This window comes from Pantoea sp. PA1 (assembly GCF_056856975.1).
The window spans coordinates 1,236,599-1,258,407 of sequence record NZ_JBXGEE010000001.1 but is presented as its reverse complement, the minus strand read 5'-3'; the positions used below and the strand labels follow the sequence as shown (position 1 = coordinate 1,258,407).

Genomic DNA, 21,809 nt, shown 5'->3' with positions numbered 1-21,809 from the left:
GCAATGGAGGTGTTATGTCTTTTTCGCGATCCACAATGTTCCGTCACCGCGCGGCACCTGCATTGAAGTCGGCGGCCAGATTCATCATTATCAATGCTGTTACCTATGGTCCGGCCGGTGTGACGGGCTGGGCGGTGAAATCGGTAGCGCGACGCCCGTTACGTCTGCTGCTGGCCGTGGCGCTGGAGCCACTGCTGAAGCGGGTGATGAATCGGGTTGCGTCGCGCTTCATCAGGGAGAAAGATGAAAAGACTGCAAACTGAACTACTGGCGTTAATGAACCGCGGCGTCGATCGCCATCTTCGTCTGGCGGTCACCGGATTAAGCCGCAGCGGTAAAACCGCCTTTATCACTTCTCTGGTCAACCAGCTGTTAACCGTTCACAGCGGCGCTCGTTTGCCGCTGTTTTCCGTTGTGCGGGATGAGCGTCTGTTAGGTGTCAAGCGGGTGCCGCAGCGCGACATGGGCACCGCACGCTTTACCTACGACGAAGGGCTGGCACAGCTCTACGGCACGCCTCCCGCCTGGCCTGTGCCCACCCGTGGCGTCAGCGAAATGCGTCTGGCGCTGCGTTACCGTCCCAGCGATTCCCTGCTGCGCCACCTGAAAGAGACCGCGACCCTCTATCTGGAAATTGTTGATTATCCCGGTGAGTGGCTGCTGGATCTGCCGATGCTGGCACAGGACTACCTCGCCTGGTCCCGGCAGATGAACGGACTGTTGCAGGGCGACCGCGCGGAGTGGGCCGCGCCGTGGCGCGCCCTCTGCGAGAACCTGGACCCGCTGGCTCCCGCCGATGAAACCCGGCTGGCAGAAATCGCCGCCGCCTGGACCGACTATCTGCACCGCTGTAAAGCCGAAGGCTTACACTTTATCCAGCCTGGCCGCTTTGTCCTGCCCGGTGATATGGCGGGCGCGCCTGCGCTGCAGTTCTTCCCCTGGCCGACCACCGATGAGGCCCGGCTGACGAAGCTGGCGCAGGCGGACAAGGGCAGTAACTTCGGCATGTTGCAGCAGCGGTTTAACTACTACTGTCAGCATGTCGTGAAAGGCTTCTATAAGAACCATTTTCTGCGTTTCGACCGCCAGATTGTTCTGGTTGACTGCCTGCAACCGCTGAACAGCGGACCGCAGGCGTTTAACGACATGCGTCTGGCCCTGACACAGCTGATGCAGAGTTTTCATTACGGCCAGCGCACGCTGTTTCGCCGGCTCTTCTCGCCGGTAATTGATAAATTGCTGTTTGCTGCCACCAAGGCCGATCACATCACCAGCGATCAGCATGGCAATATGGTTTCGCTGTTACAGCAGCTGGTGCAGGATGCCTGGCAGAACGCGGCGTTTGAAGGGATCACGATGGAATGCATCGGACTGGCTTCGGTTCAGGCGACGCAGAGCGGGCTGGTCGATCACCGTGGCGAAAAGATCCCGGCACTGCGCGGTAACCGGCTGGATAATGGCGAGCCGCTGACCGTCTATCCTGGCGACGTTCCGCCGCGTCTGCCCGGCAATGCCTTCTGGCAGCAGCAGGGTTTTCAGTTTGAACAATTCCGTCCGCAGCAGCTCGACGTCGATCGTCCGCTGCCTCATATCCGCATGGATGCCGCGCTGGAATTTTTGTTGGGAGATAAATTGCGATGAGTGATCCGCTGAAGCCGCGTATCGATTTTGCCCGTCCGCTGGAGGAGAGCCGCGCCACGCCACTGCGCCCGGCACACGCCTTTGATGCAGAGGCCGATGCCGCCTTTCTGGCGGTACAGGAGGAAGATGTCGCCGTTGAAGAGGAGGGCGCAGGCGAACGGGCAGTGGAGGCCGCGCTGAAACCGAAGCGCAGCCTGTGGCGTAAACTGGTGACTGCAGGCGCACTGCTGTTTGGCGTCAGCGTCATTGCCCAGGGCGTGCAGTGGACCCATGACGCCTGGCTGACCCGCGACTGGTTCTCACTGGGCAGCGGTGTGGCCGGTGGCCTGATCGTCCTGGCGGGGGTGGGTGCCCTGACCACGGAGTGGCGTCGTCTCTATCAGCTGCGTCAGCGCGCTGAAGAGCGGGATGTCGGCCGTGAACTGCTGCACAGTCATGGCATCGGCAAAGGCCGGGCCTTCTGTGAAAAGCTAGCGCAGCAGGCGGAACTGGACCAGGCGCATCCGGCTTTGCAGCGCTGGCACGCGTCCCTGCATGAAACCCAAAACGATAGTGAGATTGTTCGTCTGTATGCGCAGCTGGTGCAGCCGGTGCTGGATCGCCAGGCGCGGCGTGAAATCAGTCGCCATGCAGCCGAGTCCACCCTGATGATTGCGGTCAGCCCGCTGGCGCTGGTCGATATGGCGTTTATCGCCTGGCGCAATCTGAGGCTGGTCAACCGTATCGCCGCCATCTACGGCATCGAGCTGGGCTATTTCAGCCGTATCCGCCTGTTCCGTCTGGTGCTGCTTAACATGGCTTTTGCCGGGGCGTCAGAGCTGGTGCGGGAGGTGGGGATGGACTGGATGTCGCAGGATATCGCCGCCCGGCTCTCAACGCGTGCCGCGCAGGGCATTGGTGCCGGTTTACTGACCGCACGTCTGGGTGTGAAAGCGATGGAGCTTTGCCGTCCGCTACCCTGGCTGGAGCAGGATAAGCCCCGGCTGGGCGATTTCCGGCGTGAGCTGCTGGGACAGATGAAAGAGGCGCTGCAGAAGGGCAACAACAAATCCTCCTGAAGCGCGTCTGTAAGCATGAAGGCGGCCAGGCCGCCTTTATGCCGATTACGGTGTCTGACGCATAACCTGACGGGAATCGATAATCAGACAGTCACCCGGACAATGTCCATCATCTGTGATAACCGGATTCTCGGGTAGGGTATAAGCCATGCCATTTTTCTCGCGGATAAAATGGGCCATCCCGGCAAAGGTCCATGACATGCTCAGGCCCAGTCCGCCAAAATCATCATATTTCCGCAGCGTAGCGACTTTCGGTAAATACTCCCCAGTCAGGCGATAGTAGAGCGCCCCGTTGAACGCTTTCGGCACCTGCTGCGTGATCGCCCGTTCGAGCAGGGCAAACTCCTTGCGGGCAGGTACGGAATAACCGTTGATAAGGTGACTGATCGACAGTGAGGCCGCCGCGATAACCAGCAGGGCATAGAATGTCTTTTTCCACTTCAGCTTTTTACTGAGTTCAAACAGACCCAGAATAAAGGCGCTGGTAGTCATCAGCGCACCGGCAATAAGCGTCCGGTAGGCCGCCATGCTCTCACTGACAATCAGGTTAGGCAGAGCGGCGATAACCAGTAAGATAAACATCAGATAAAATTTGTCGTTACCGGCTGCCTTAATTTTCTTCAGTCCAAAACCGATAATGATCGACGAGATGATGACTGAAACCGTTTTTGCGCCGAGGTCAAAATTGCAGATCACGTTCTTAAGGTATTCCGTGAAAAACCAGCTGAGCTTAGTCGGGACGTCATAGCTGAAGGCGGAGCGCGGCAGCGTGTGGCCATAAAGCTGGACCGGGAGAACCTTTGATGCGAGCAGCGCCGCAAACATACCGGCACCCAGTACAATCAGAGAGATTGCAGCCCGCTTCCTGTCAATTCTTCGTGCTGAAAGGCAGAGATCCAGCGCGGCAAAAAAGGTAAAGCTCATTGCGGCTGGCTGATAGAGACAAAAGGCAACGGTCAGCAGGCACACCGCTGACACGCGACCTGTCACGCCGGGTTTAGTCGAGAAGTGGTAGCTGGCACCTGCCAGTAAAATGGCCGCGATGTAAGGGAAGCAGGATGCCCAGGCAATATAAACCTGAAAGGAGGGAAGCAGGCAGAGTAATAACGCAAAGGTTATCCGCTGAGCCTGGTTTTCCATCAGCTGATATTTCTGGCAAAGGGTATAGAGATAATAGCCGGTAAAGATAAGCAGAATAATGGCGACAGCACGCAGGAGTGCCAGGCGTTCTATGCTCGCGACCAGGAATGAGGCGCTGTACTGAATAATGCCATAGACCGGTCTGCCCGACAGGGTGTCCCAGTTTAAAATACTGAGCCTGTCAAAATTGGCCCAGTAGAGATTAGTCCAGTCATCGGTATAGGCGTATTGGGTCAGCCAGGCGGGGCTGTAGGCCACCAGAAAAACTAACGCAAAAAGTAAAAAAACCTGACGGCGGGTCAGGCCGTTATCGGTGGCGATCATTTGTCATCCTTTTATTCTGACCATTATCTCTGCCCGTTTACCGGACAATCTAATCGATGTTTTCGGGCGGGCTTGATTTATTTTCCACGGGTTTTCGCAAAATATAGCGAGGCCGGTTTTTGGTTTCCATATAGATGCGGCCAATATATTCACCCAGTACACCAATGCCAATCAGCTGAACTCCGCCAAGAAACAGGACGGAAACCAGGATAGAGGGATAGCCAGGCACCGGATTACCGAACAGGAGTTTATCTGCGATCATCCAGAGCCCATAAAGGAAGGCCAGCGAGGCAACCAGGAAACCCAGGTAAGACCAGATACGTAGCGGTACGGTTGAGAAAGAGGTCAGTCCCTCCAGCGCCAGATTCCACAATTTCCAGCCTCCGAATTTACTGTGCCCCGCGACCCGCTCAGTCCGGACATATTCAACAATGTCAGTCTGTCCGCCGACCCAGCTCAGAATGCCTTTCATAAACAGATTTTTTTCGGGTAGCCGTTTAATGTTCTCAACCACTTCCCGCGACATCAGCCGGAAATCACCCACGTTCTCTTCAATCTGCGGATAGCTGATTTTGTTATGCAGCTTGTAAAACCAGCGGGCGGTTTTGCGCTTCAGATGGCCATCAGCACTTCTGTCAATCCGTTTGGCTAAAACGATATCGGCACCCGCCTGCCATTTACGGACCATTTCGGGAATTATCGAAATCGGATCCTGTAAATCGACATCGATTGGAATTATGGCCTCGCCGGTTGCCGCTTCCAGTCCGGCAAACAGCGCCGGCTCTTTGCCAAAATTACGAATAAACGACAGGCTGCGCACCAGCGGATCACGCTGGCTCAGTTGAGTAATCAGCGCACGCGTTGCGTCCGTGCTGCCATCATCGATAAAAACAATCTCAACCTGCCAGGCCGCAAGCGCCTCATCTTTTCTCACGGCCTGATAAAAATGGGGAATAGCCTCTTCTTCATTGAATACCGGTACCACCAAAGAGATGTTCATGACTCTCCTTTAAAGACGATAAAGCGGGAAAAAAGGAAGCCACACGCCAGACTCAGGGCGGATGAGGCGATCAGCGTTATCAGAGGGTAGAGGCCGAGCCGGTCAGCGAGATAACCCACGCTAAAGGCCATTGCCCCCATAAACAGGACGTAAAGAAGATAGCGCCAGGCTGTTGCCTGCTGATTAAAGGTCCAGCGTGCATTCACAAAGAAAGAGAAGGTGACGGCCAGACAAAACGCCAACAGATTAGCGGTTGACTGGAAAAGGCCCAGGCTAAGGCAGATAAAGAAGGTGACCCAGTGAAGCAGGGTATTGATGACACCTACCGTCAGATATTTTGCGAAGAAAGTCAGCATTTTATAGTGGTTTTTATTCGGTTTTGAAAAATATACAGCAAGTCGGATGGGATAAAAACTCCGGCGCTGACAAATCCTGACACTCTGAGACAGAATCATGATCTCAGCGGCGCAGTACAAAACGCCATCATCCACGCCAGAAGTGTCAACTTTTCCTGACAGAGTCCTTTCTGCCAGTGCGCGACTTAGCGTATCATTGAACCATCTGAACCTGATTAAGGCGAACGCAATGCGTCTGGAAGTGTTCTGTCAGGACCGTATCGGTCTGACGCGTGAACTGCTCGACCTGCTGGTGGCACGCAATATTGATTTACGCGGTATCGAAATTACGGCGATTGGGCGCATCTATCTCAACTTTGCTGCACTGGAATTTGATGCCTTCAGCAATCTGATGGCTGAAATCCGGCGTACGCCCGGCGTGACAGATGTGCGCACTGTCACGTACATGCCTTCTGAGCGGGAACACCGTGCGCTGAGTGCGCTGCTGGTGGCGATGCCCGATCCCGTGTTCTCTGTCGATCTGAAAAGTAAGGTTGAGTTAGCTAATCCGGCGGCACAGAACCTCTTCAATCTCGATGAAGAGAAGATGCGCAATTTCAGCGCCGGTCATCTGATCACCGGCTTTAACTTTATGCGCTGGCTCGAGAGCGATCGGGTGGAAGCGCAGGCGCAGCATGTCGTTATTGAGGGCCGGGATTTTCTGATGGAAGCGCGTCCCATCTATCTGCCGGGTGAAGAGGGCCAGAGCGACCGGCCGGTCGGCGCGATGGTGATGCTGAAGTCGACCGCCCGCATGGGCCGTCAGCTGCAGAATCTGGTGGTCACCGACGATTCGGAGTTTGATCACATCATTGCCGTGACGCCGAAAATGCGGCAGGTGGTGGATCAGGCCCGCAAGCTGGCGATGCTGGATGCGCCGTTGCTGATTGTGGGCGACACCGGCACCGGGAAAGACATGCTCGCGCGCGCCTGCCATCTGCGCAGCGCCCGCGGCAAGAATCCTTTCCTGGCGCTGAACTGCGCTTCACTGCCTGACGACGTTGCGGAAAGCGAGCTGTTTGGACATGCTGCCGGCGCCTATCCTAATGCGCTTGAAGGCAAGAAGGGCTTTTTCGAACAGGCGAACGGCGGCTCGGTGCTGCTGGATGAAATCGGTGAGATGTCGCCGAGAATGCAGACCAAACTGTTGCGTTTTCTCAATGACGGCACCTTCCGCCGCGTCGGTGAAGAGCATGAAGTGCATGTGAATGTGCGGGTGATCTGCGCCACGCAGAAGAACCTGATTGAGCTGGTACAGCGCGGAGAGTTCCGCGAAGATCTCTTCTATCGTCTCAACGTCCTGACGCTGCAGTTGCCGCCTCTGCGCGACCGTCCGCAGGATATTCTGCCGCTGACCGAGATGTTTGTTGCCCGCTTTGCGGATGAGCAGGGGATGGCACGTCCACGCCTCTCTCCGCAGCTCAACGCGTTTCTGACCCGCTATGCCTGGCCGGGCAACGTACGTCAGTTAAAGAATGCGCTTTACCGGGCGTTAACCCAGCTGGAGGGTTACGAACTGCGTCCTCAGGACATCATACTGCCTGAGCAGGCGCTGGATGTGTCGCTGGGTGATGAGGCACTGGAAGGAACGCTGGATCAAATCACCAGCCGTTTCGAGCGCTCAATCCTGACGCGGCTTTACCTCTCCTATCCCAGCACCCGAAAACTGGCAAAACGGCTCGGCGTGTCGCACACGGCGATTGCCAATAAGCTGCGGGAATATGGTCTGGGGCAGAAGCGCAGCGACAGCGAATAGGCTATGCGCGAAAGGGAAAAAGCGGATAACCTGGTTATCCGCTTTTTTTATTACTTCAGCGCGGCCAGCGCTGCGTCATAATCAGGTTCGTTGGTGATTTCATCCACCAGCTGGCTGTAAAGCACTTTATCATTCTCATCCAGCACCACCACCGCACGCGCGGTCAGCCCTTCCAGCGCACCATCGGCAATTTCCACGCCATAATCATACTTAAACTCTGAGCCGCGCAGCGTCGACAGGGTCACCACGTTGCTCAGGTTCTCTGCGCCACAAAAGCGCGACTGGGCAAACGGCAGGTCAGCAGAGATACATAACACCACGGTGTTATTCAGTTCGCTGGCTGCCTGATTGAATTTACGCACTGATGACGCACACACGCCGGTATCCACACTCGGGAAAATGTTCAGAATTTTGCGTTTTCCTGCATACTCAGAGAGCGCAACGTTAACCAGGTTCTTCGCCACCAGGGTGAACGCTTTGGCTTTATCGCCCGCCTGAGGGAACTGACCTGCAACCGGGACGGCATTACCCTGAAAATGAACAGTCTGAGACATAGTGATTCCTTTTGATGATAAAAAAGCGCTGATACAAAAAGGCTAAACTTAGCCGTTGTTTATGACATAAATGTTAAGGGTTTACGAGTTCAATTGTCGAAATCTCTGTGGCGGTCTGCCACTGCATCTTTCATTCTGGAGTGGAAATGAGAACGGTAAAAAGTTATCCCGAAGCCTGGCCGTTGCATACCCCGTTTGTCATTGCCCGTGGAACCCGAACCGAAGCGAAGGTGGTGGTGGTTGAGATTGAAGAGGCGGGCGTCAAGGGGGTAGGTGAGGCGACGCCTTATGCCCGCTACGGCGAAACCGAGGCCTCTGTACTGGCTCAGATCGCCTCTCTGCTGCCCGCGCTGCAGCAGGGCATGACGCGCGAGGCACTGCAGCAGGCGCTGCCCGCCGGTGCCGCGCGTAACGCTATCGACAGCGCGCTGTGGGATCTCGCCGTTCATCAGCAGAAAAGCAGCCTGTGGCAGCTGAATGGCGTGATCGCGCCCCCGGAGGTGGTGACCGCCCAGACGGTGAGCATCGACACACCGGCAGCGATGGCCAGCAGCGCGCTGGCGCTGTGGCAGCATGGTGCCACGCTACTGAAAATTAAGCTGGATGATAATTTCATTACCGAGCGGCTGATGGCGATCCGCGCAGCGGTGCCGGAAGCCACTCTGATTGTCGATGCGAACGAATCCTGGCATGCAGAAGGGCTGGCGGCGCGCTGCCAGCTGCTGGCCGATATCGACGTGGCGATGCTGGAGCAGCCGCTGCCCGCCGGTGAAGATGCGGCGCTGGAAAACTTTATTCATCCCCTGCCGATCTGTGCCGATGAGAGCTGTCACACGCGTGACAGCCTGCCAGCGCTGCGCGGCCGTTATGAGATGGTCAATATCAAGCTGGATAAGGCTGGCGGGCTGACCGAAGCGCTGGCGCTGGCCGAAGCGGCGCAGCAGCAGGGCTTTGCGGTCATGCTTGGCTGCATGCTCTGCACCTCGCGGGCGATACGCGCCGCACTGCCGCTGGTGCCGCAGACTCGTTTTGCCGATCTTGATGGCCCGACCTGGCTGGCAGTAGATGCCGAACCACCGATTAACGTGCGGAACGGTCAGTTACTCATTGCTGCCAGCGCAGCAGGTTAACCATCACCTCAAGGTAGACTTCCGTCGCTTCATCCACGGAGATTACCGGCAGTTCCGCGGTCACGCAGGGCAGGCTGAGATCTTTGCACCAGCTGCCGAAGGAGCCGGGAGTGTCATATCCGACGCTGGTGACGCGGGGGAGGCCGGTGTGGTCGGCCAGCCAGCCGCCTATCTCTGACTGATGCGGGTCATCAATGCACCCCAGCGGCTCATGCCAGGAGACGATCCAGCGAGGTTTGATCTGATGAATCAGGGCGCAGAGCGCCTGGGTTTCCGGTTCTGAGGCGGGATGATTGCCGGTTGAGAGCGCCACATCGCGCGCATCGGCGGCGCTGTTCCAGCGATAAACGGTATCGCCCGACTGCCAGTTTGCGGCCGGAAAGTTACGGTTGAGATCCACGCCACTGGCATTCGCGCGCAACCCCAGCTGACAGCCGTCTGGATTAACCGCTAACACCACATGATGCCGCCGCATGCCATCGTGCAGCGTCCGCAATGCCGCGGAGAGCGTGGCGATAGCCGCATTCTCATCCCCATGGGTGCCTGCCAGGATCAGCCCGCTCTCCGAATCGCCCAGCGGAGCCGGAAACCAGAGCAGCGGTGCGCCCAGGAGTGAGCGACCATACTGCTGATACGGAACGTCCAGCCTGCCACGCAGCGGGCGCGGATGAAGTGGCGACATAATGATTTCCTCGAAGGGTTTTATTAAAAGTAGCGGAAAAGCAGAAGGCGGAAAATAGTTATTTATCCATCAGCGATTTGCGTTAAAGTGCCCTGCACAAGCTGCATCGCGATCGGCATCGTGCAGCGCTTCTTTGAGGTAAAGGAGTGATTATGGTTAAAACCTTTCGCATGACGCTGGCCGCCATCAGTCTGAGCAGCCTCTTCACACCCGCCCTCGCGGCGAATCCACCCGCTGGCGCGCAGCTGGCTGAGCAGCAGCAGATCGTGCGTCATATTAAGGATGAACCCGCTTCGCTCGATCCGCTTAAAGCGGTCGGCCTGCCAGAGATTCAGGTCATTCGCGATCTCTTTGAAGGCCTCACCAATCAGGATGCGCACGGCAAAATCGTACCGGGCGTGGCCCAGAGCTGGAGCAGCAGCGACAACAAAACCTGGATCTTTACGCTGCGCAACAACGCACGCTGGTCGAATGGCGAGCCGGTCACCGCGCAGGATTTTGTTTACAGCTGGCAGCGCCTTGTCGACCCTGAAAACAGTTCACCGTCGGCGTCGTTCGCCGCCTTAAGCGGTATTGAGAATGCGGCGGCGATCGCCAAAGGTCAGATGACACCGGATAAGCTGGGCGTGGTGGCGCAGGATAACAGCCGCCTGAAGGTCACGCTGGATCGTCCGGTGCCGTGGTTCCCGGCGCTGGTGGCTAACGTGGCGCTCTTTCCGGTGCCGCAGAAGACCCTGGCGCAGCAGGGCGACAGCTGGACCGCGCCCGGTAAACTGGTCGGCAACGGGGCCTATCAGCTCAGCGAGCGGGTGGTAAACGAGAAAATTGTCCTGACGCGCAATCCGCACTACTGGGATGATGCCCATTCGGTTTTGACCCGGGTGACGTTTGTTCCGATCAATGAAGAGTCGAGTGCCACCAAGCGTTATCGCGCCAACGACATCGATATCACCGAATCTTTTCCCAAAGAGATGTATGGTCTGCTGAAGAAAAGTCTGCCGGGTGAGGTCTACACGCCTGACCAGCTGGGCACCTATTACTATGCGTTTAATACGCAGAAGGGGCCGACCGCTGATGCGCGGGTGCGCAAAGCGCTCTCCTGGTCGATTGATCGCCGGATTATTGCGGAAAAAGTGCTGGGAACCGGTGAAAAACCCGCATGGCACTTTACCCCGGATGTCACCGCTGGCTTCAGGCCGCTGCCTTCTTTCCTGCAGCAACATGACCAGAACAATCTCAACGCGCAGGCAAAAGCACTGCTCACCGCAGCGGGCTATGGGCCGGGTAAACCGCTCAGGCTTAAGCTGCTTTATAACACCTCGGAGAGCCATCAGAAGATTGCTATCGCGGTGGCGTCCATGTGGAAAAAGAATCTTGGCGTGGATGTCTCGCTGGAAAATCAGGAGTGGAAAACCTACATCGACAGTCGTAACAGCGGCAATTTCGATGTGATCCGGGCATCCTGGGTCGGCGATTACAATGAGCCGTCCACTTTCCTGAATCTGCTGACCTCCGGCAACAGCAGCAACATTCCCCGCTTCAGCAACGCGGATTACGATGCCGTGCTGGCCAAAGCGAGTCGCGAGACCAGTGACGAGGCGCGCAACAGCGATTACAACCGCGCGGAACAGATTCTGGCGGATCAGGCACCCATTGCCCCGATCTATCAGTACACCAATGGCCGCCTGATTAAACCCTGGGTCAAAGGGTATCCCATCACCAACCCCGAAGATGTCGCCTACAGCCGCGAGCTCTGGATCGAGAAACATTAAGCCTCCGGTGGCTGTTCATCCGGCCACCGGCTGACATCTTTCTACACAGCCCGGAGATTGCAACTCATCGCCGCCACGCTAGACTGTATCGTATTGATTTTGATAGTGAGGGGACGGTGTGGACGTAATTGAAGGAAAAGCATTGCAGGTTTCAGACGCCATCATTTCCTGCCAGCTTGATGGCAAGGGCGGCATGATCCCGATCGCGGAAGATGAGGTGATTCAGTGCGAGCAGCCCTGCTGGCTGCATCTGAACTACACCCATCGTAAAAGCGCAGAGTGGCTGCAGTCGACGCCTCAAATCCCCGATGCCGTCCGTGATGCCCTGGCGGGTGACAGTATGCGTCCGCGCGTCAGCCGTCTGGGTGATGGCTTCATGATTGTGCTGCGCAGCGTTAACCACAACAGCGACGCGCGCCGTGACCAGCTGGTCGTGATGCGGGTCTTTATCAACGACAAGCTGATTGTTTCGACCCGCCGGCGCAAAGTCTCTGCCGTGGATGAAGTACTGACCGACCTGCAGAACGGCAACGGCCCGATCGATTGCGGCAGCTGGCTGGTCGATGTCTGTGATGCCCTGACCGATCACACCAGCGAATTTATCGAAGAGTTGCATGACAAAATCATTGAGCTGGAGGATGCGCTACTGGATCAGCGGATGCCCGCGCGGGGTGAGCTGGGTCTGCTGCGCAAACAGCTGATTGTGATGCGGCGCTATATGGCCCCGCAGCGCGATGTCTATGCCCGGCTGGCGAGCGAAAAACTGGCCTGGATGGATGACAACGAGCGGCGTCGGATGCAGGAGATTGCCGACAGGCTGGGACGCGGGCTGGATGACCTGGATGCCGGCGTGGCGCGAACCGCCATTCTGGCCGACGAGGTAGCCTCTGCCATGGCCGAATCGATGAACCGGCGCACCTATACCATGTCAGTTATGGCGATGATCTTCCTGCCAGCCACCTTCCTGACCGGTCTGTTCGGCGTCAACCTCGGCGGCATTCCGGGCGGAGAATGGCGATACGGCTTTTCCATTTTCTGCCTGCTGCTGGTGGTTCTGGCTGTCGGCGTCGCCGGTTATCTGCGTAAACGGCACTGGCTGTAGCGCGACGGGGAGGGACCATCTCAGTCCAGGCGCTGAAATTCGAGGAAAGGCGGCAAAAGCTGATCGATATCAAGAACCCGATGTTGCCGTTGACGCAAACTCTCTCCCGCAGGTGAATGCAACGTCAAGCGATGGGCGTTGCGCTCCATATTGTCTTACTTCCTGATTTAGAATTAATGCATAGCACATTTAATTCGAAACATGCCGGCCAGTGCGCCGGCTTTTTTTTGCCTGGCTGGCTGGAACGCCGTTCCTTACCTAAGCTTAAAGTCCATTCGCAAGAAAAGGAGTACGGCATGAGCGCGATTTATAACAGCGAGCCGATCCCCACGGATCCGACCCCGATTCCTGACCCGATCCCCCATCCGCAACCTCAGCCCGATCCGCCGACGGATCCGGAGTTTCCGCCGATAATGGATCCGCCGCCACACCGCAACATATAAAAAAAGGGCGTGCTGCCAGCAGCACGCCCTTCTGTTTTTCCGGCACTTACTTAATCTGCAGCACATCCAGACGTGCGCCTGTGACAGGGGCATCTTCATCATCGAGCCGCCAGCCTGCCGGCTGTAACGGCAGCGTTTCGCGGTCAAAGGCGATATCGCCTCCGTCCACCACTGCATCGCCATGCTTGATGCCTTTGAAGTCGAACAGATTGACATCGGCGAGGTGCGATGGCACGACATTCTGCATCGCACTGAACATCGTTTCGATACGGCCCGGGTAGCGCTTATCCCAGTCACGCAGCATATCGGCTACCACCTGACGCTGCAGGTTTGGCTGAGAACCGCAGAGGTTGCAGGGGATAATCGGGAACTGACGCGCTTCCGAGAAGCGGATGATATCTTTTTCGCGGCAGTAGGCCAGCGGGCGGATCACAATCTGCTTGCCATCGTCGCTCATCAGCTTCGGTGGCATGCCTTTCATTTTCCCGCCATAGAACATGTTGAGGAACAGCGTCTGCAGAATGTCATCGCGGTGGTGGCCCAGCGCAATTTTCGTGCAGCCCAGCTCCGTGGCAACGCGGTACAGAATGCCACGGCGCAGGCGTGAGCAGAGAGAGCAGGTGGTTTTCCCTTCCGGAATCTTCTCTTTGACGATGGAGTAGGTATCTTCTTCGATAATCCGGTACTCCACCCCCTGAGACTCCAGATAGGCCGGGAGGATATGCTCAGGGAAGCCAGGCTGCTTCTGGTCCAGGTTAACGGCAATCAGGCTGAAACTGACCGGGGCGCTTTTTTGCAGACTGCGCAGAATTTCCAGCATGGTATAGCTGTCTTTTCCGCCCGACAGGCAGACCATGATGCGGTCACCTTCTTCGATCATATTGAAATCTGCAATGGCTTCGCCGACATGACGGCGCAGGCGTTTCTGCAGTTTATTGAGGTTGTACTGTTCTTTCTTGTCAACCGTTTGATTATCTTGCATTTTTACCTATCTCTAAAACCAGAAAGCGTAGCCTGAGGGCAAATCAACGTGCGCATTCAGCCAGCCACTTCTCTGCGGTGTCACGAATATGCAGCGTATGGTACGGATTGTTGCCGCGAATGCCAGTGCCGGAGTGAAGTAATCCGCGGATTAAGACGCCAGAGTTCACCTTCCGCACGTTGCGTAAAGGCAAACGGGGAGAGAAAGGGATGTTGCAGCATTTCGCAGTGGCGCATGCGGCGGAGAAAAGTCAGCGTTACCTCCTCAGCTGGCGGGGACCTCTTTCCACTGGCAGTCGATTTCATCACTGTGCGAGGAGCAGGAGGGGGATGAAGCCTGGTCAGTCGCGGTTCGCGCGCTATCGTTCTTTGTCGCGCAGCCTGCGATCATAAAAATGAAGGGGAGGATTAACAGATATTTCATTGACGCCACCGGTTCAGCAAATTAACCAGCATGAGCAGGTAAAGATCAATCAGACATAAACAGGCACTATTATATCGGGAGTGAAATTTGACCCATATCAAATTTAAATATTTTGCTTTTTAAATCGGGGGTTCTGCGTGAGTCAGGCTGGGACAGATTAAACGGAGTGATCTGAAAGTCGCACGCGGTTTAATCTGTGTTGAGCGGAAAAGATTATAATCAGCTTCATCGACAGGCTGGTTTAATGGCCTGAATCGAACTCTCTGTTAATTTCAGACTGCACTTTATTCTCTAAAAAAAGAGAGAGTAAACAATCAGTTGTCTGTTTCTTGAGAACGTGTCCACCCGGATGAAAAAGCATAACGTCGCCGGGCTTGGTTTTATCCAACGTAAAATCAACAGACAGACGTCCAGGGCGTCGTTTCGCACATTTCGGCAATACAGCGGAACAGGGGAACCGTTTAATATCCCGCTGTGCAATCAGGTTAAAAAAAGGAGTGGTGATTAACCGCGATGAGAAAGCCGGATAACGATCACAAAATAAAAAAGTCTGGTGTGAAATTTATCATGACGCTGCTGCTTTTTTTAATCTGTTATGTCGCCGTAATGTATGGTGGCGTTCTGCTGCTGCTGAACCGGCACGGCTTACTCCATTTTCTGCTGCACTGAATTTAATTAGCCGCAGGCTTTAAAGATCCAGCGATAGGCATGGTGTAAAAAATGCCTGAGTACGCCAAGAATGTTTTCAGCGCCTTCCTCAGCCAGACATTGTCCGGTTTCGAGCGCATTATTCACCGAGTTGCGATGGTCCAGAATCATGATAATCGCCACCGCAGCCACGATCAGGATAATCGTCAGCAGGCTTAACCCGCGCCAGTTACTTTTACGTGCGGTAGCGGACAGGGCATTGTCTGCAGGGTCAGAGTCAGGGCGCATTGGTCTCCGGCTGTCATCATTTCGCTGATAAATAATACCGGATTATGTCATTAATTTCTGACCGGCTCCATGTGTCAGGTCAGGGGATGGCCATTCTGAAGGGTGACAGTGGATCAGGCTGTTAACAATGTTGGCAGCAGGCAAGGGGAGCGCCATCGTCTGCGCCGACATTTTCAGGGGGGTTGAACCCACCGGGCTGGCGCACCGGCCCGGTGAGACAGGACAGATGCTCACATCATCTCCAGCGACTGCACCCCTTTAATCTCCATCACCTTATCGTAAAGATGCGCGTCATTTGACCTGCGCGACAGCGTAACCTGCACGCTGAGTTCACACAGTCCGCTTTCCTGATCGCGATTAATCACCGTCACGTTGCCGTAGCGGATGCCTTCCCGCTGCATCACCAGCAGCACCAGCGGTACACTCTTCGGCTTCAGGAATACCAGCAGGGTATGGTGTTTACCGATTAAAACGTGGCTCAGACGGCGGAACACTTCCAGCACGACCAGCGCCAGTACGGTGCCATAGATGCCGATCTCATACATGCCGCTGCCGATGACCAGGCCAATCGCTGCGGTTACCCATAAACCCGCCGCCGTGGTTAAGCCCTTCACCACCTGCTTCTGGATCATGATGGTACCCGCGCCCAGGAAGCCCATGCCGCTGACCACCTGCGCCGCAATACGGCTGGGGTCCAGCGCGACATGGTCACTGTTCAGCATATCGGCAAAGCCATATTTCGACACCAGCATGAACATCGCACTGCCGATCCCGACCAGGATGTGGGTGCGAAGTCCGGCTTCTTTGGCCCGCATCTGCCGCTCCAGGCCGATGAGTCCGCCAAGAATACCGGCCAGCGCAATGCGAATTAACATATCCATTAACATGGCTTTACTCCGAAATAAGGGGGGCCGGAAAAGGGTGACAGTTCAGTGTTACCAGGTAAACAAGATAATTCTGCTTGCAAAACACGCCGCAGAAATTTGTAAAAAGCTGTTTCACCTCTCGACCCCTTGTGCTGCCTGACATATGCTGAGCCAGCCTATTATCCCAATTCCCGGAGTTCGACTGATGAAAGCAGCCACCTTTTTGCTGGCCGGTGCCGCGTTATTCCTCTCTGCCTGCAGCAGCCACAGTGATGATAACGAGCCACCGCAACAAGCCACCGCCGCCCATGTTCAGCCCCGCGTGGTGATGTCTTCTCTGGCAGAAAGCACCTGTGAAAATGCAGGCGGAACCCTGGCTTTTTCGCATCAGCTGGATGGATCCCGGGTGGGGATGTGTCAGTTAGTGAACGGGCGTCGTTGTGATGAGCAGGCGCTGATCGGCGGGCACTGCGCGCGCTGATAGACAGGCCGGATTGCTCCGGCCCGCACCCTCAGACGGAGAGTCGGTTCGGGCAGTTTTCACCGCGATCGAGCTGACTGAGATTGCTTAACGTGGTTTCAGAAATGGCGGTCAGGGCTTCGGCGGTTAAAAACGCCTGATGGCCGGTGAAGAGCACGTTATGGCACGCCGACAGACGGCGGAAGACATCGTCCTGAATCACATCATTCGACTTATCTTCAAAGAACAGGTCGCGTTCGTTCTCATAAACATCCATGCCGAGCGCGCCAATCTTCTGCTGCTTCAGCGCATCAATCGCCGCCTGTGAATCGATCAGGCCACCGCGGCTGGTATTGATAATCATGACGCCGTCACGCATCTGGCTGAACGCCTCGGCGTTGAGCAGATGGTGATTTTCCGGCGTCAGCGGGCAGTGCAGCGTAATGACGTGCGACTCCGCAAACAGCGTCTTCAGATCGACATACTCCGCGCCAAGTTCCAGCGCCTGCTCGCTCGGCCAGGGATCAAACGCCAGCAGCCGCATGCCAAAGCCTTTCAGGATGCGCATGGTCGCAATGCCGATTTTACCGGTGCCTATCACGCCCGCCGTTTTGTTATGCATGTTAAAGCCGGTCAGGCCGTCGAGTGAAAAGTTCGCGTCACGGGTGCGCTGATAGGCGCGATGAATACGGCGGTTCAGCGTCATCATCAGGCCGATAGCATGCTCCGCGACCGCTTCCGGCGAATAGGCGGGCACACGCACCACCTCCAGGCCCAGCTCTTTTGCAGCGTCCAGATCGACATTATTAAAACCGGCACAGCGCAGCGCGATATACTTCACACCCAGCGCGGCCAGCTCTTCCAGCACCGGTCGGCTGCCATCATCATTGACAAAGATGCATACCGCATCGCAATCCACTGCCGTTTTTGCGGTGCTTTCAGTGAGTAAAAAGTCGAAGAACACCAGTTCAAAGCCGAACTGCTGATTGACCTGCTCAAGGTATTTCTGATCGTAATGCTTGGTGCTGTAAACCGCGATCTTCATCGTTGTGCTCCTGCAGAGGTGATAGACCAAGGATAACGTTTTCTGACGGACTTTGCTGAAACCGCTGAAATGCGTCCGGGGCAGACCTTCACCTCGCGCAATTTACATGCCATCATCATGGTCAGGATAGGGTGAGGAAAAGGATTATGGCTTTTATGCCACGGAGAGTCCGGCGGCGGCTGGCGGCTATTCTGGCGCTGATTCTGCTGCTGCTCGGCCTGATGTTAACAGTGACACAATGGCTGCCCCGGCTGGTCGGGATCTGGCTGCCGCAGGAGACACGCATTGAGCTGTCTGGCGCACCGCGCTGGCGGGAGGGAGGCCTGTGGTTGCCAGAAATTCGTTATCTGGCGGGCGACTGTACGCTGGCAACGGTAGAAGCCGTCTCGCTGGGCTGGCATCAGTCGCGCTGGAAACTTAACGCGGCCGCGCTGACGCTGGACAGCGCCTGCCTGCAAAAACTGCCGGCGGCCGACGACAATCCCGGTTCGCCCAGAACGCTGGCCGAATGGCAGGCAATGCTGCCGGGTGCCGATGTCCATCTGGATAAGCTGACGGTGGCCCCGTGGCAGACCTACGCGGGTGCACTGGATCTCACGCTGGAAAAAGATCGCCAGCGTCTGACTTATCGGGGTGACAATCTGCAGCTGGCGGCAACGCTGACCGGTCAGCAGCTGGCAGTCGACCATCTGACGTTGACCCATCCGGCACTCTCTGAACCCATCACCCTCAAGGGTCATCTTGAACTTCCCACCTTTGCCAGTGACCTGCCGGTAAATGGCGAGGTGGCCGGACAACTGGCGCTGGCTGCGCTGCCGCATCCGCTTCAGCTCAGCCTCAGCTGGCAGCAGCAGCAGGGCGTAGTTGTCGCAACGACGGCGGAACAGGATCGCCCGCTTCTGCGTCTGCCCTGGCAGATCAGTCGCGACCAGATTCAGATTGAGAAGGGGGAATATTACTGGCCGTTCACCGCCCAGCCGCTCTCCGGCTTTGTTAATCTGACGCTGGAGAACTGGCAGTCGGGGCTTGAACAGAGCCAGATCAGCGGACGCCTCAATCTGCTGACCCGGGGGCGCGGCGGCAAGGGCAACGTTGTGCTGGGTCTCGGCCCCGGCCACCTCAGCCTGACAGAGAGCCATCTGCCGTTTCAGCTGACCGGCGAAAGTAAGCTGGCGGATCTGCAACTCTACGGCTCCATTCCGGGCGTGCTCAGCGGGTCGCTCCTCGATCCTCAGCTGCAACTCCAGCCTAAATCGCTGCTGCGCCTGCGGGGCCGCCTGCTCTCCACGCTGGAGGTGGACGAGGCGCGCTGGCCGCTGGCGGGCGTGCGCCTCTCATCGCAGGGAATTGATGGCCGTCTGCAGGCGATTCTTAACGCGCACGATGCCAGTTTTGGCCGTTTCCGGCTGCATCTCGATGGGCGTGCCAGCGACTTCTGGCCTGATAAGGGCGAATGGAACTGGCGCTACTGGGGCGGAGGCGAGATGCTGCCGCTTCAGGCACGCTGGGATGTCAAAGGCACGGGCGGCTGGCACGATACGCTGATCCATCTGGATACGCTCTCCACCGGGTTTAATCAACTGGCCTACGGCAGTGTCAACGTCGCCAGTCCGCGTCTGACGCTCACTGAACCGGTTAACTGGCAGCGCAATGCGGCCCACCCGGCGTTTAATGGCCATTTCCGGCTGCAGGCGGGCGAGACCCGGTTCAGCTATGGCGGCAGGCTGGCTGATTCAACGCTCGATTTCGAGGCGAAAGGCCGTGACCCCGGCGACTTTATCTGGCGGGGCAGCCTGAATGCCGGCAGGATTGGCCCGCTGCGGGTCAATGGTCGCTGGGATGGCGAACGGCTGCGCGGTCAGGCCTGGTGGCCGTCACAGTCGCTCCGGGTGTTTCAGCCGTTGATCAGCCCGGACATGAAAATGCAGATTCAGGATGGTCAGCTGCAGGCGCAGTTCGCCTTTTCCGCTGCCCCCGGGCAGGGTTTTCAGGCTGGTGGACACTGGTCGGTGAAGCAGGGCAGCGTCTGGACGCCGGACAGCCAGATCAATGGTATCGACTTCTCACTGCCCTTTCGCTTCAGGGCCGGGCAGTGGCAGTTTGGTCAGCATGGCCCGGTTTCCCTGCGCATTGCCGAGGTAAAAAACCAGTTTGCGATGCAGAATATCCGTGCCGATCTGCAGGGCAGCTGGCCGTGGAGCGAAGCCGCGCCGCTGAGGTTGCAGGATGTCAGTCTGGAACTCCTCGGCGGGCAGATTACGCTGCCCGCATTGCAGATGCCACAGCATGAGCCTGCGCGGGTAACGCTGCGTCAAATCAGCCTCAGCGAGCTGGTGACCGCACTGAAGCCTAAGCAGTTCGCCATGTCGGGACGGGTTAACGGTGAACTGCCGCTGTGGCTCAATAATCCCCGCTGGCTGGTCGAGAAAGGGTGGATAGCCAACAGCGGCCCTCTGACTTTCCGGCTGGACAACGATATGGCGGATGCGATTACCCGTAATAACGTCGCCACTGGCGCGGCGCTGGACTGGCTACGCTATATGGAGATCTCCCGCAGCTGGGCGACGATTAATCTGGATAACCTCGGCGACCTGAGCATGACGGCAGAGGTGCAGGGCGTCAGCCGGTTCAGCAACCGTCGTCAGACGGTGAATCTTAACTACCATCATCAGGAAAATCTGTTTCAGCTCTGGCGCAGCCTGCGCTTTGGCGATAATTTGCAATCCTGGCTGGAACAACACGCGACTTTGCCATCGAACAAGGACACTTCACCATGAGCCTGAGGGCACTACTGGTTCTGGCAGCCGGACTGCTGAGCATCGGCTGCGTGCCGCGCATTGAGGTTACGGCACCCAAAGATCCCATCACCATCAATATGAACGTAAAAATTGAGCATGAGATCCACATCAAGGTGGATAAAGACGTGGAAGCGTTACTGAAAAACCAGAGCGGTCTGTTCTGAGGAGAGCACGTATGAGACGCAAAAGCGCGGCGCTGCTACTCGCGCTGATGATGATGCAGCCCGCCTGGGCGCTGACGCTGGATCAGGCCCGGCAGTCGGGGCTGGTGGGCGAAACGCTCTCCGGCTACCTTGCGGCGCGCGCCGGAGACAGCGAAACCCAGGCACTGGTGCAGCGCATCAACGCCGGACGGCATCAGCAATATCAGCGGCTGGCAGAACAGAACAATCTCTCCACGGCAGATATCGCCAGCATTGCCGGGCAGAAACTGGTGAGCCGGGCGGCGGTGGGGGAATATGTGCGGGGCATTAACGGTCAGTGGCTGAGAAAAGAGGCTCCGGGCACGCCGTAAGCCGCAAAAAAAACCGGGCGCGTGGCCCGGTTGATTGTGCGTCTCATCCTGAGATGAGCGCCTTTTAAGCGGTGACGATCTGTTTGATCGCGTCTTTCGCTTCAGCGGTCGCTTTGCTGGCCACTTCAGGACCGTAGGCGATACCTTCAGCAAACACGAACTCAACGTCAGTGATGCCGATGAAGCCCAGGAACAGCTTAACGTATGGCGTCAGCAGATCGGTCGGGGTGTCTTTGTGAATCCCGCCACGGCTGGTGATCACAACCGCTTTTTTCCCTTTAACCAGACCTTCCGGGCCTGCTTCGGTGTAGCGGAACGTCACGCCTGCACGGGCAATCAGGTCGAAATAGTTTTTCAGCTGGGTCGGGATGTTGAAATTGTACATCGGTGCCGCAATAACCACTTCGTCATGTGCCTGCAGTTCTTCAATCAGCGCGTTGGAGAGATCCAGCGCTTCCTGTTGGCGCGGAGACAGCGGCGTGTCAGAAGGACGCATAGCACCGACCAGTTCACCATCCAGAACCGGAATCGGGTTCGCCGCCAGATCACGAACGGTCACGTCTTTACCCTGGGCTTTTGCCTGTTCAACGTAGAAGTCAGCAAGCTGGCCTGATTGTGAGTAGCCTGCGAGGATGCTTGATTTCAGAACTAAAACTTTGCTCATGGTGATTTCCTGTCTGTAACGCGGAAGGGTTTCCGCTCAATGGTTTACACTCTACGGTTATCAATGGCGCGGTGAAAGCGCAATATTTCGAGAGCTATGTTCGAATTTATTGAATAAGCGTAAC

General features: G+C 56.7%; 22 protein-coding genes. 12 read left to right on the top strand and 10 right to left on the bottom strand.

Going from position 1 to position 21,809, the window contains the following annotated elements:
* Positions 1-14 precede the first annotated feature (14 nt).
* From pspD to AC1V0D_RS06140, 3 genes are read left to right on the top strand one after another with little or no spacing between them, the layout of a single operon-like run.
* On the top strand, positions 15-263 hold the full coding sequence (gene pspD / locus AC1V0D_RS06150) for a phage shock protein PspD (RefSeq protein WP_009090024.1): 249 nt from the start codon (positions 15-17) through the stop codon (positions 261-263).
* A complete protein-coding gene (locus AC1V0D_RS06145) occupies positions 244-1,641 on the top strand; it encodes a YcjX family GTP-binding protein (protein ID WP_009090026.1) in 1,398 nt (465 codons plus the stop codon). The genes pspD and AC1V0D_RS06145 overlap by 20 nt, the downstream gene beginning before the upstream one ends.
* Entirely contained in the window at positions 1,638-2,699 is a 1,062-nt protein-coding gene (locus tag AC1V0D_RS06140) for a TIGR01620 family protein (protein ID WP_482907121.1), read from the top strand. Before AC1V0D_RS06145 ends, AC1V0D_RS06140 begins: the two co-directional genes overlap by 4 nt.
* 45 nt (positions 2,700-2,744) lie before the next feature.
* On the opposite strand, the gene AC1V0D_RS06135 is transcribed toward AC1V0D_RS06140, so the two are convergent.
* From AC1V0D_RS06135 to AC1V0D_RS06125, 3 genes are read right to left on the bottom strand one after another with little or no spacing between them, the layout of a single operon-like run.
* Entirely contained in the window at positions 2,745-4,163 is a 1,419-nt protein-coding gene (locus AC1V0D_RS06135) for a hypothetical protein (RefSeq protein ID WP_482907120.1), read from the bottom strand.
* A gap of 49 nt (positions 4,164-4,212) precedes the next feature.
* Positions 4,213-5,163 (bottom strand): glycosyltransferase family 2 protein, encoded by a 951-nt coding sequence (locus AC1V0D_RS06130; RefSeq protein WP_111207602.1) that lies wholly within the window; start codon positions 5,161-5,163, stop codon positions 4,213-4,215.
* Positions 5,160-5,519 (bottom strand): GtrA family protein, encoded by a 360-nt coding sequence (locus AC1V0D_RS06125; RefSeq protein ID WP_111207623.1) that lies wholly within the window; start codon positions 5,517-5,519, stop codon positions 5,160-5,162. Before AC1V0D_RS06125 ends, AC1V0D_RS06130 begins: the two co-directional genes overlap by 4 nt.
* 229 nt (positions 5,520-5,748) lie before the next feature.
* Between AC1V0D_RS06125 and tyrR the strand changes: the two genes are divergently transcribed.
* The gene (tyrR, locus tag AC1V0D_RS06120) at positions 5,749-7,314 is read left to right on the top strand and encodes a transcriptional regulator TyrR (RefSeq protein WP_046101894.1); all 1,566 of its coding nucleotides are present in this window, start codon (positions 5,749-5,751) and stop codon (positions 7,312-7,314) included.
* Between the two features lie 50 nt (positions 7,315-7,364).
* Here the strand turns inward: tyrR and tpx are convergent, their stop codons facing one another.
* Positions 7,365-7,868 (bottom strand): thiol peroxidase, encoded by a 504-nt coding sequence (gene tpx, locus AC1V0D_RS06115; protein WP_046101893.1) that lies wholly within the window; start codon positions 7,866-7,868, stop codon positions 7,365-7,367.
* Positions 7,869-8,014: 146 nt separating this feature from the next.
* Between tpx and ycjG the strand changes: the two genes are divergently transcribed.
* The gene (gene ycjG, locus AC1V0D_RS06110; RefSeq protein WP_285064977.1) at positions 8,015-8,998 is read left to right on the top strand and encodes an L-Ala-D/L-Glu epimerase; all 984 of its coding nucleotides are present in this window, start codon (positions 8,015-8,017) and stop codon (positions 8,996-8,998) included.
* Here ycjG and mpaA read toward each other — a convergent pair.
* Positions 8,973-9,680, bottom strand: a complete 708-nt coding sequence (gene mpaA, locus AC1V0D_RS06105) for a murein tripeptide amidase MpaA (protein ID WP_482907119.1) — start codon at positions 9,678-9,680, stop codon at positions 8,973-8,975. The genes ycjG and mpaA overlap by 26 nt on opposite strands.
* 152 nt (positions 9,681-9,832) lie before the next feature.
* Between mpaA and AC1V0D_RS06100 the strand changes: the two genes are divergently transcribed.
* From AC1V0D_RS06100 to ynaL, 3 genes are all read left to right on the top strand, one after another.
* Positions 9,833-11,452: a peptide ABC transporter substrate-binding protein gene (locus AC1V0D_RS06100; protein WP_150029542.1), complete on the top strand. Its 1,620-nt coding sequence runs from the start codon at positions 9,833-9,835 to the stop codon at positions 11,450-11,452.
* Between the two features lie 118 nt (positions 11,453-11,570).
* Entirely contained in the window at positions 11,571-12,554 is a 984-nt protein-coding gene (gene zntB, locus AC1V0D_RS06095; RefSeq protein ID WP_009090042.1) for a zinc transporter ZntB, read from the top strand.
* 116 nt (positions 12,555-12,670) lie between these two features.
* Entirely contained in the window at positions 12,671-12,997 is a 327-nt protein-coding gene (gene ynaL, locus AC1V0D_RS06090) for a proline-rich small protein YnaL (RefSeq protein ID WP_140925444.1), read from the top strand.
* 46 nt (positions 12,998-13,043) lie between these two features.
* Here ynaL and ttcA read toward each other — a convergent pair whose 3' ends face one another.
* The 3 genes from ttcA to AC1V0D_RS06075 form a co-directional block, all read right to left on the bottom strand.
* Complete coding sequence (gene ttcA / locus AC1V0D_RS06085; RefSeq protein WP_009090046.1) at positions 13,044-13,979, bottom strand: tRNA 2-thiocytidine(32) synthetase TtcA; 936 nt, start codon at positions 13,977-13,979, stop codon at positions 13,044-13,046.
* A gap of 1,098 nt (positions 13,980-15,077) precedes the next feature.
* Positions 15,078-15,338 (bottom strand): hypothetical protein, encoded by a 261-nt coding sequence (locus tag AC1V0D_RS06080; protein ID WP_482907118.1) that lies wholly within the window; start codon positions 15,336-15,338, stop codon positions 15,078-15,080.
* Between the two features lie 230 nt (positions 15,339-15,568).
* The gene (locus AC1V0D_RS06075; protein ID WP_033736241.1) at positions 15,569-16,225 is read right to left on the bottom strand and encodes an MgtC/SapB family protein; all 657 of its coding nucleotides are present in this window, start codon (positions 16,223-16,225) and stop codon (positions 15,569-15,571) included.
* 184 nt (positions 16,226-16,409) lie between these two features.
* Between AC1V0D_RS06075 and AC1V0D_RS06070 the strand changes: the two genes are divergently transcribed.
* Positions 16,410-16,685, top strand: a complete 276-nt coding sequence (locus AC1V0D_RS06070) for a putative hemolysin (protein WP_009090053.1) — start codon at positions 16,410-16,412, stop codon at positions 16,683-16,685.
* Positions 16,686-16,716: 31 nt separating this feature from the next.
* Here AC1V0D_RS06070 and AC1V0D_RS06065 read toward each other — a convergent pair whose 3' ends face one another.
* Positions 16,717-17,709, bottom strand: coding sequence for a 2-hydroxyacid dehydrogenase (locus AC1V0D_RS06065; protein WP_009090054.1), 993 nt, complete (start codon positions 17,707-17,709; stop codon positions 16,717-16,719).
* 146 nt (positions 17,710-17,855) lie between these two features.
* Between AC1V0D_RS06065 and AC1V0D_RS06060 the strand changes: the two genes are divergently transcribed.
* Genes AC1V0D_RS06060 through AC1V0D_RS06050 form a run of 3 tightly spaced genes read left to right on the top strand, consistent with a single transcriptional unit; the run spans position 17,856 to position 21,021 of the window.
* Positions 17,856-20,486 (top strand): YdbH family protein, encoded by a 2,631-nt coding sequence (locus AC1V0D_RS06060; protein WP_482907117.1) that lies wholly within the window; start codon positions 17,856-17,858, stop codon positions 20,484-20,486.
* Positions 20,483-20,671, top strand: coding sequence for a YnbE family lipoprotein (locus AC1V0D_RS06055; protein WP_009090058.1), 189 nt, complete (start codon positions 20,483-20,485; stop codon positions 20,669-20,671). The genes AC1V0D_RS06060 and AC1V0D_RS06055 overlap by 4 nt, the downstream gene beginning before the upstream one ends.
* Positions 20,672-20,682: 11 nt before the next feature.
* A complete protein-coding gene (locus AC1V0D_RS06050; protein ID WP_009090060.1) occupies positions 20,683-21,021 on the top strand; it encodes a YdbL family probable chaperone protein in 339 nt (112 codons plus the stop codon).
* A gap of 64 nt (positions 21,022-21,085) precedes the next feature.
* Here AC1V0D_RS06050 and AC1V0D_RS06045 read toward each other — a convergent pair whose 3' ends face one another.
* Complete coding sequence (locus AC1V0D_RS06045; protein WP_009090062.1) at positions 21,086-21,685, bottom strand: FMN-dependent NADH-azoreductase; 600 nt, start codon at positions 21,683-21,685, stop codon at positions 21,086-21,088.
* Positions 21,686-21,809 lie beyond the last annotated feature (124 nt).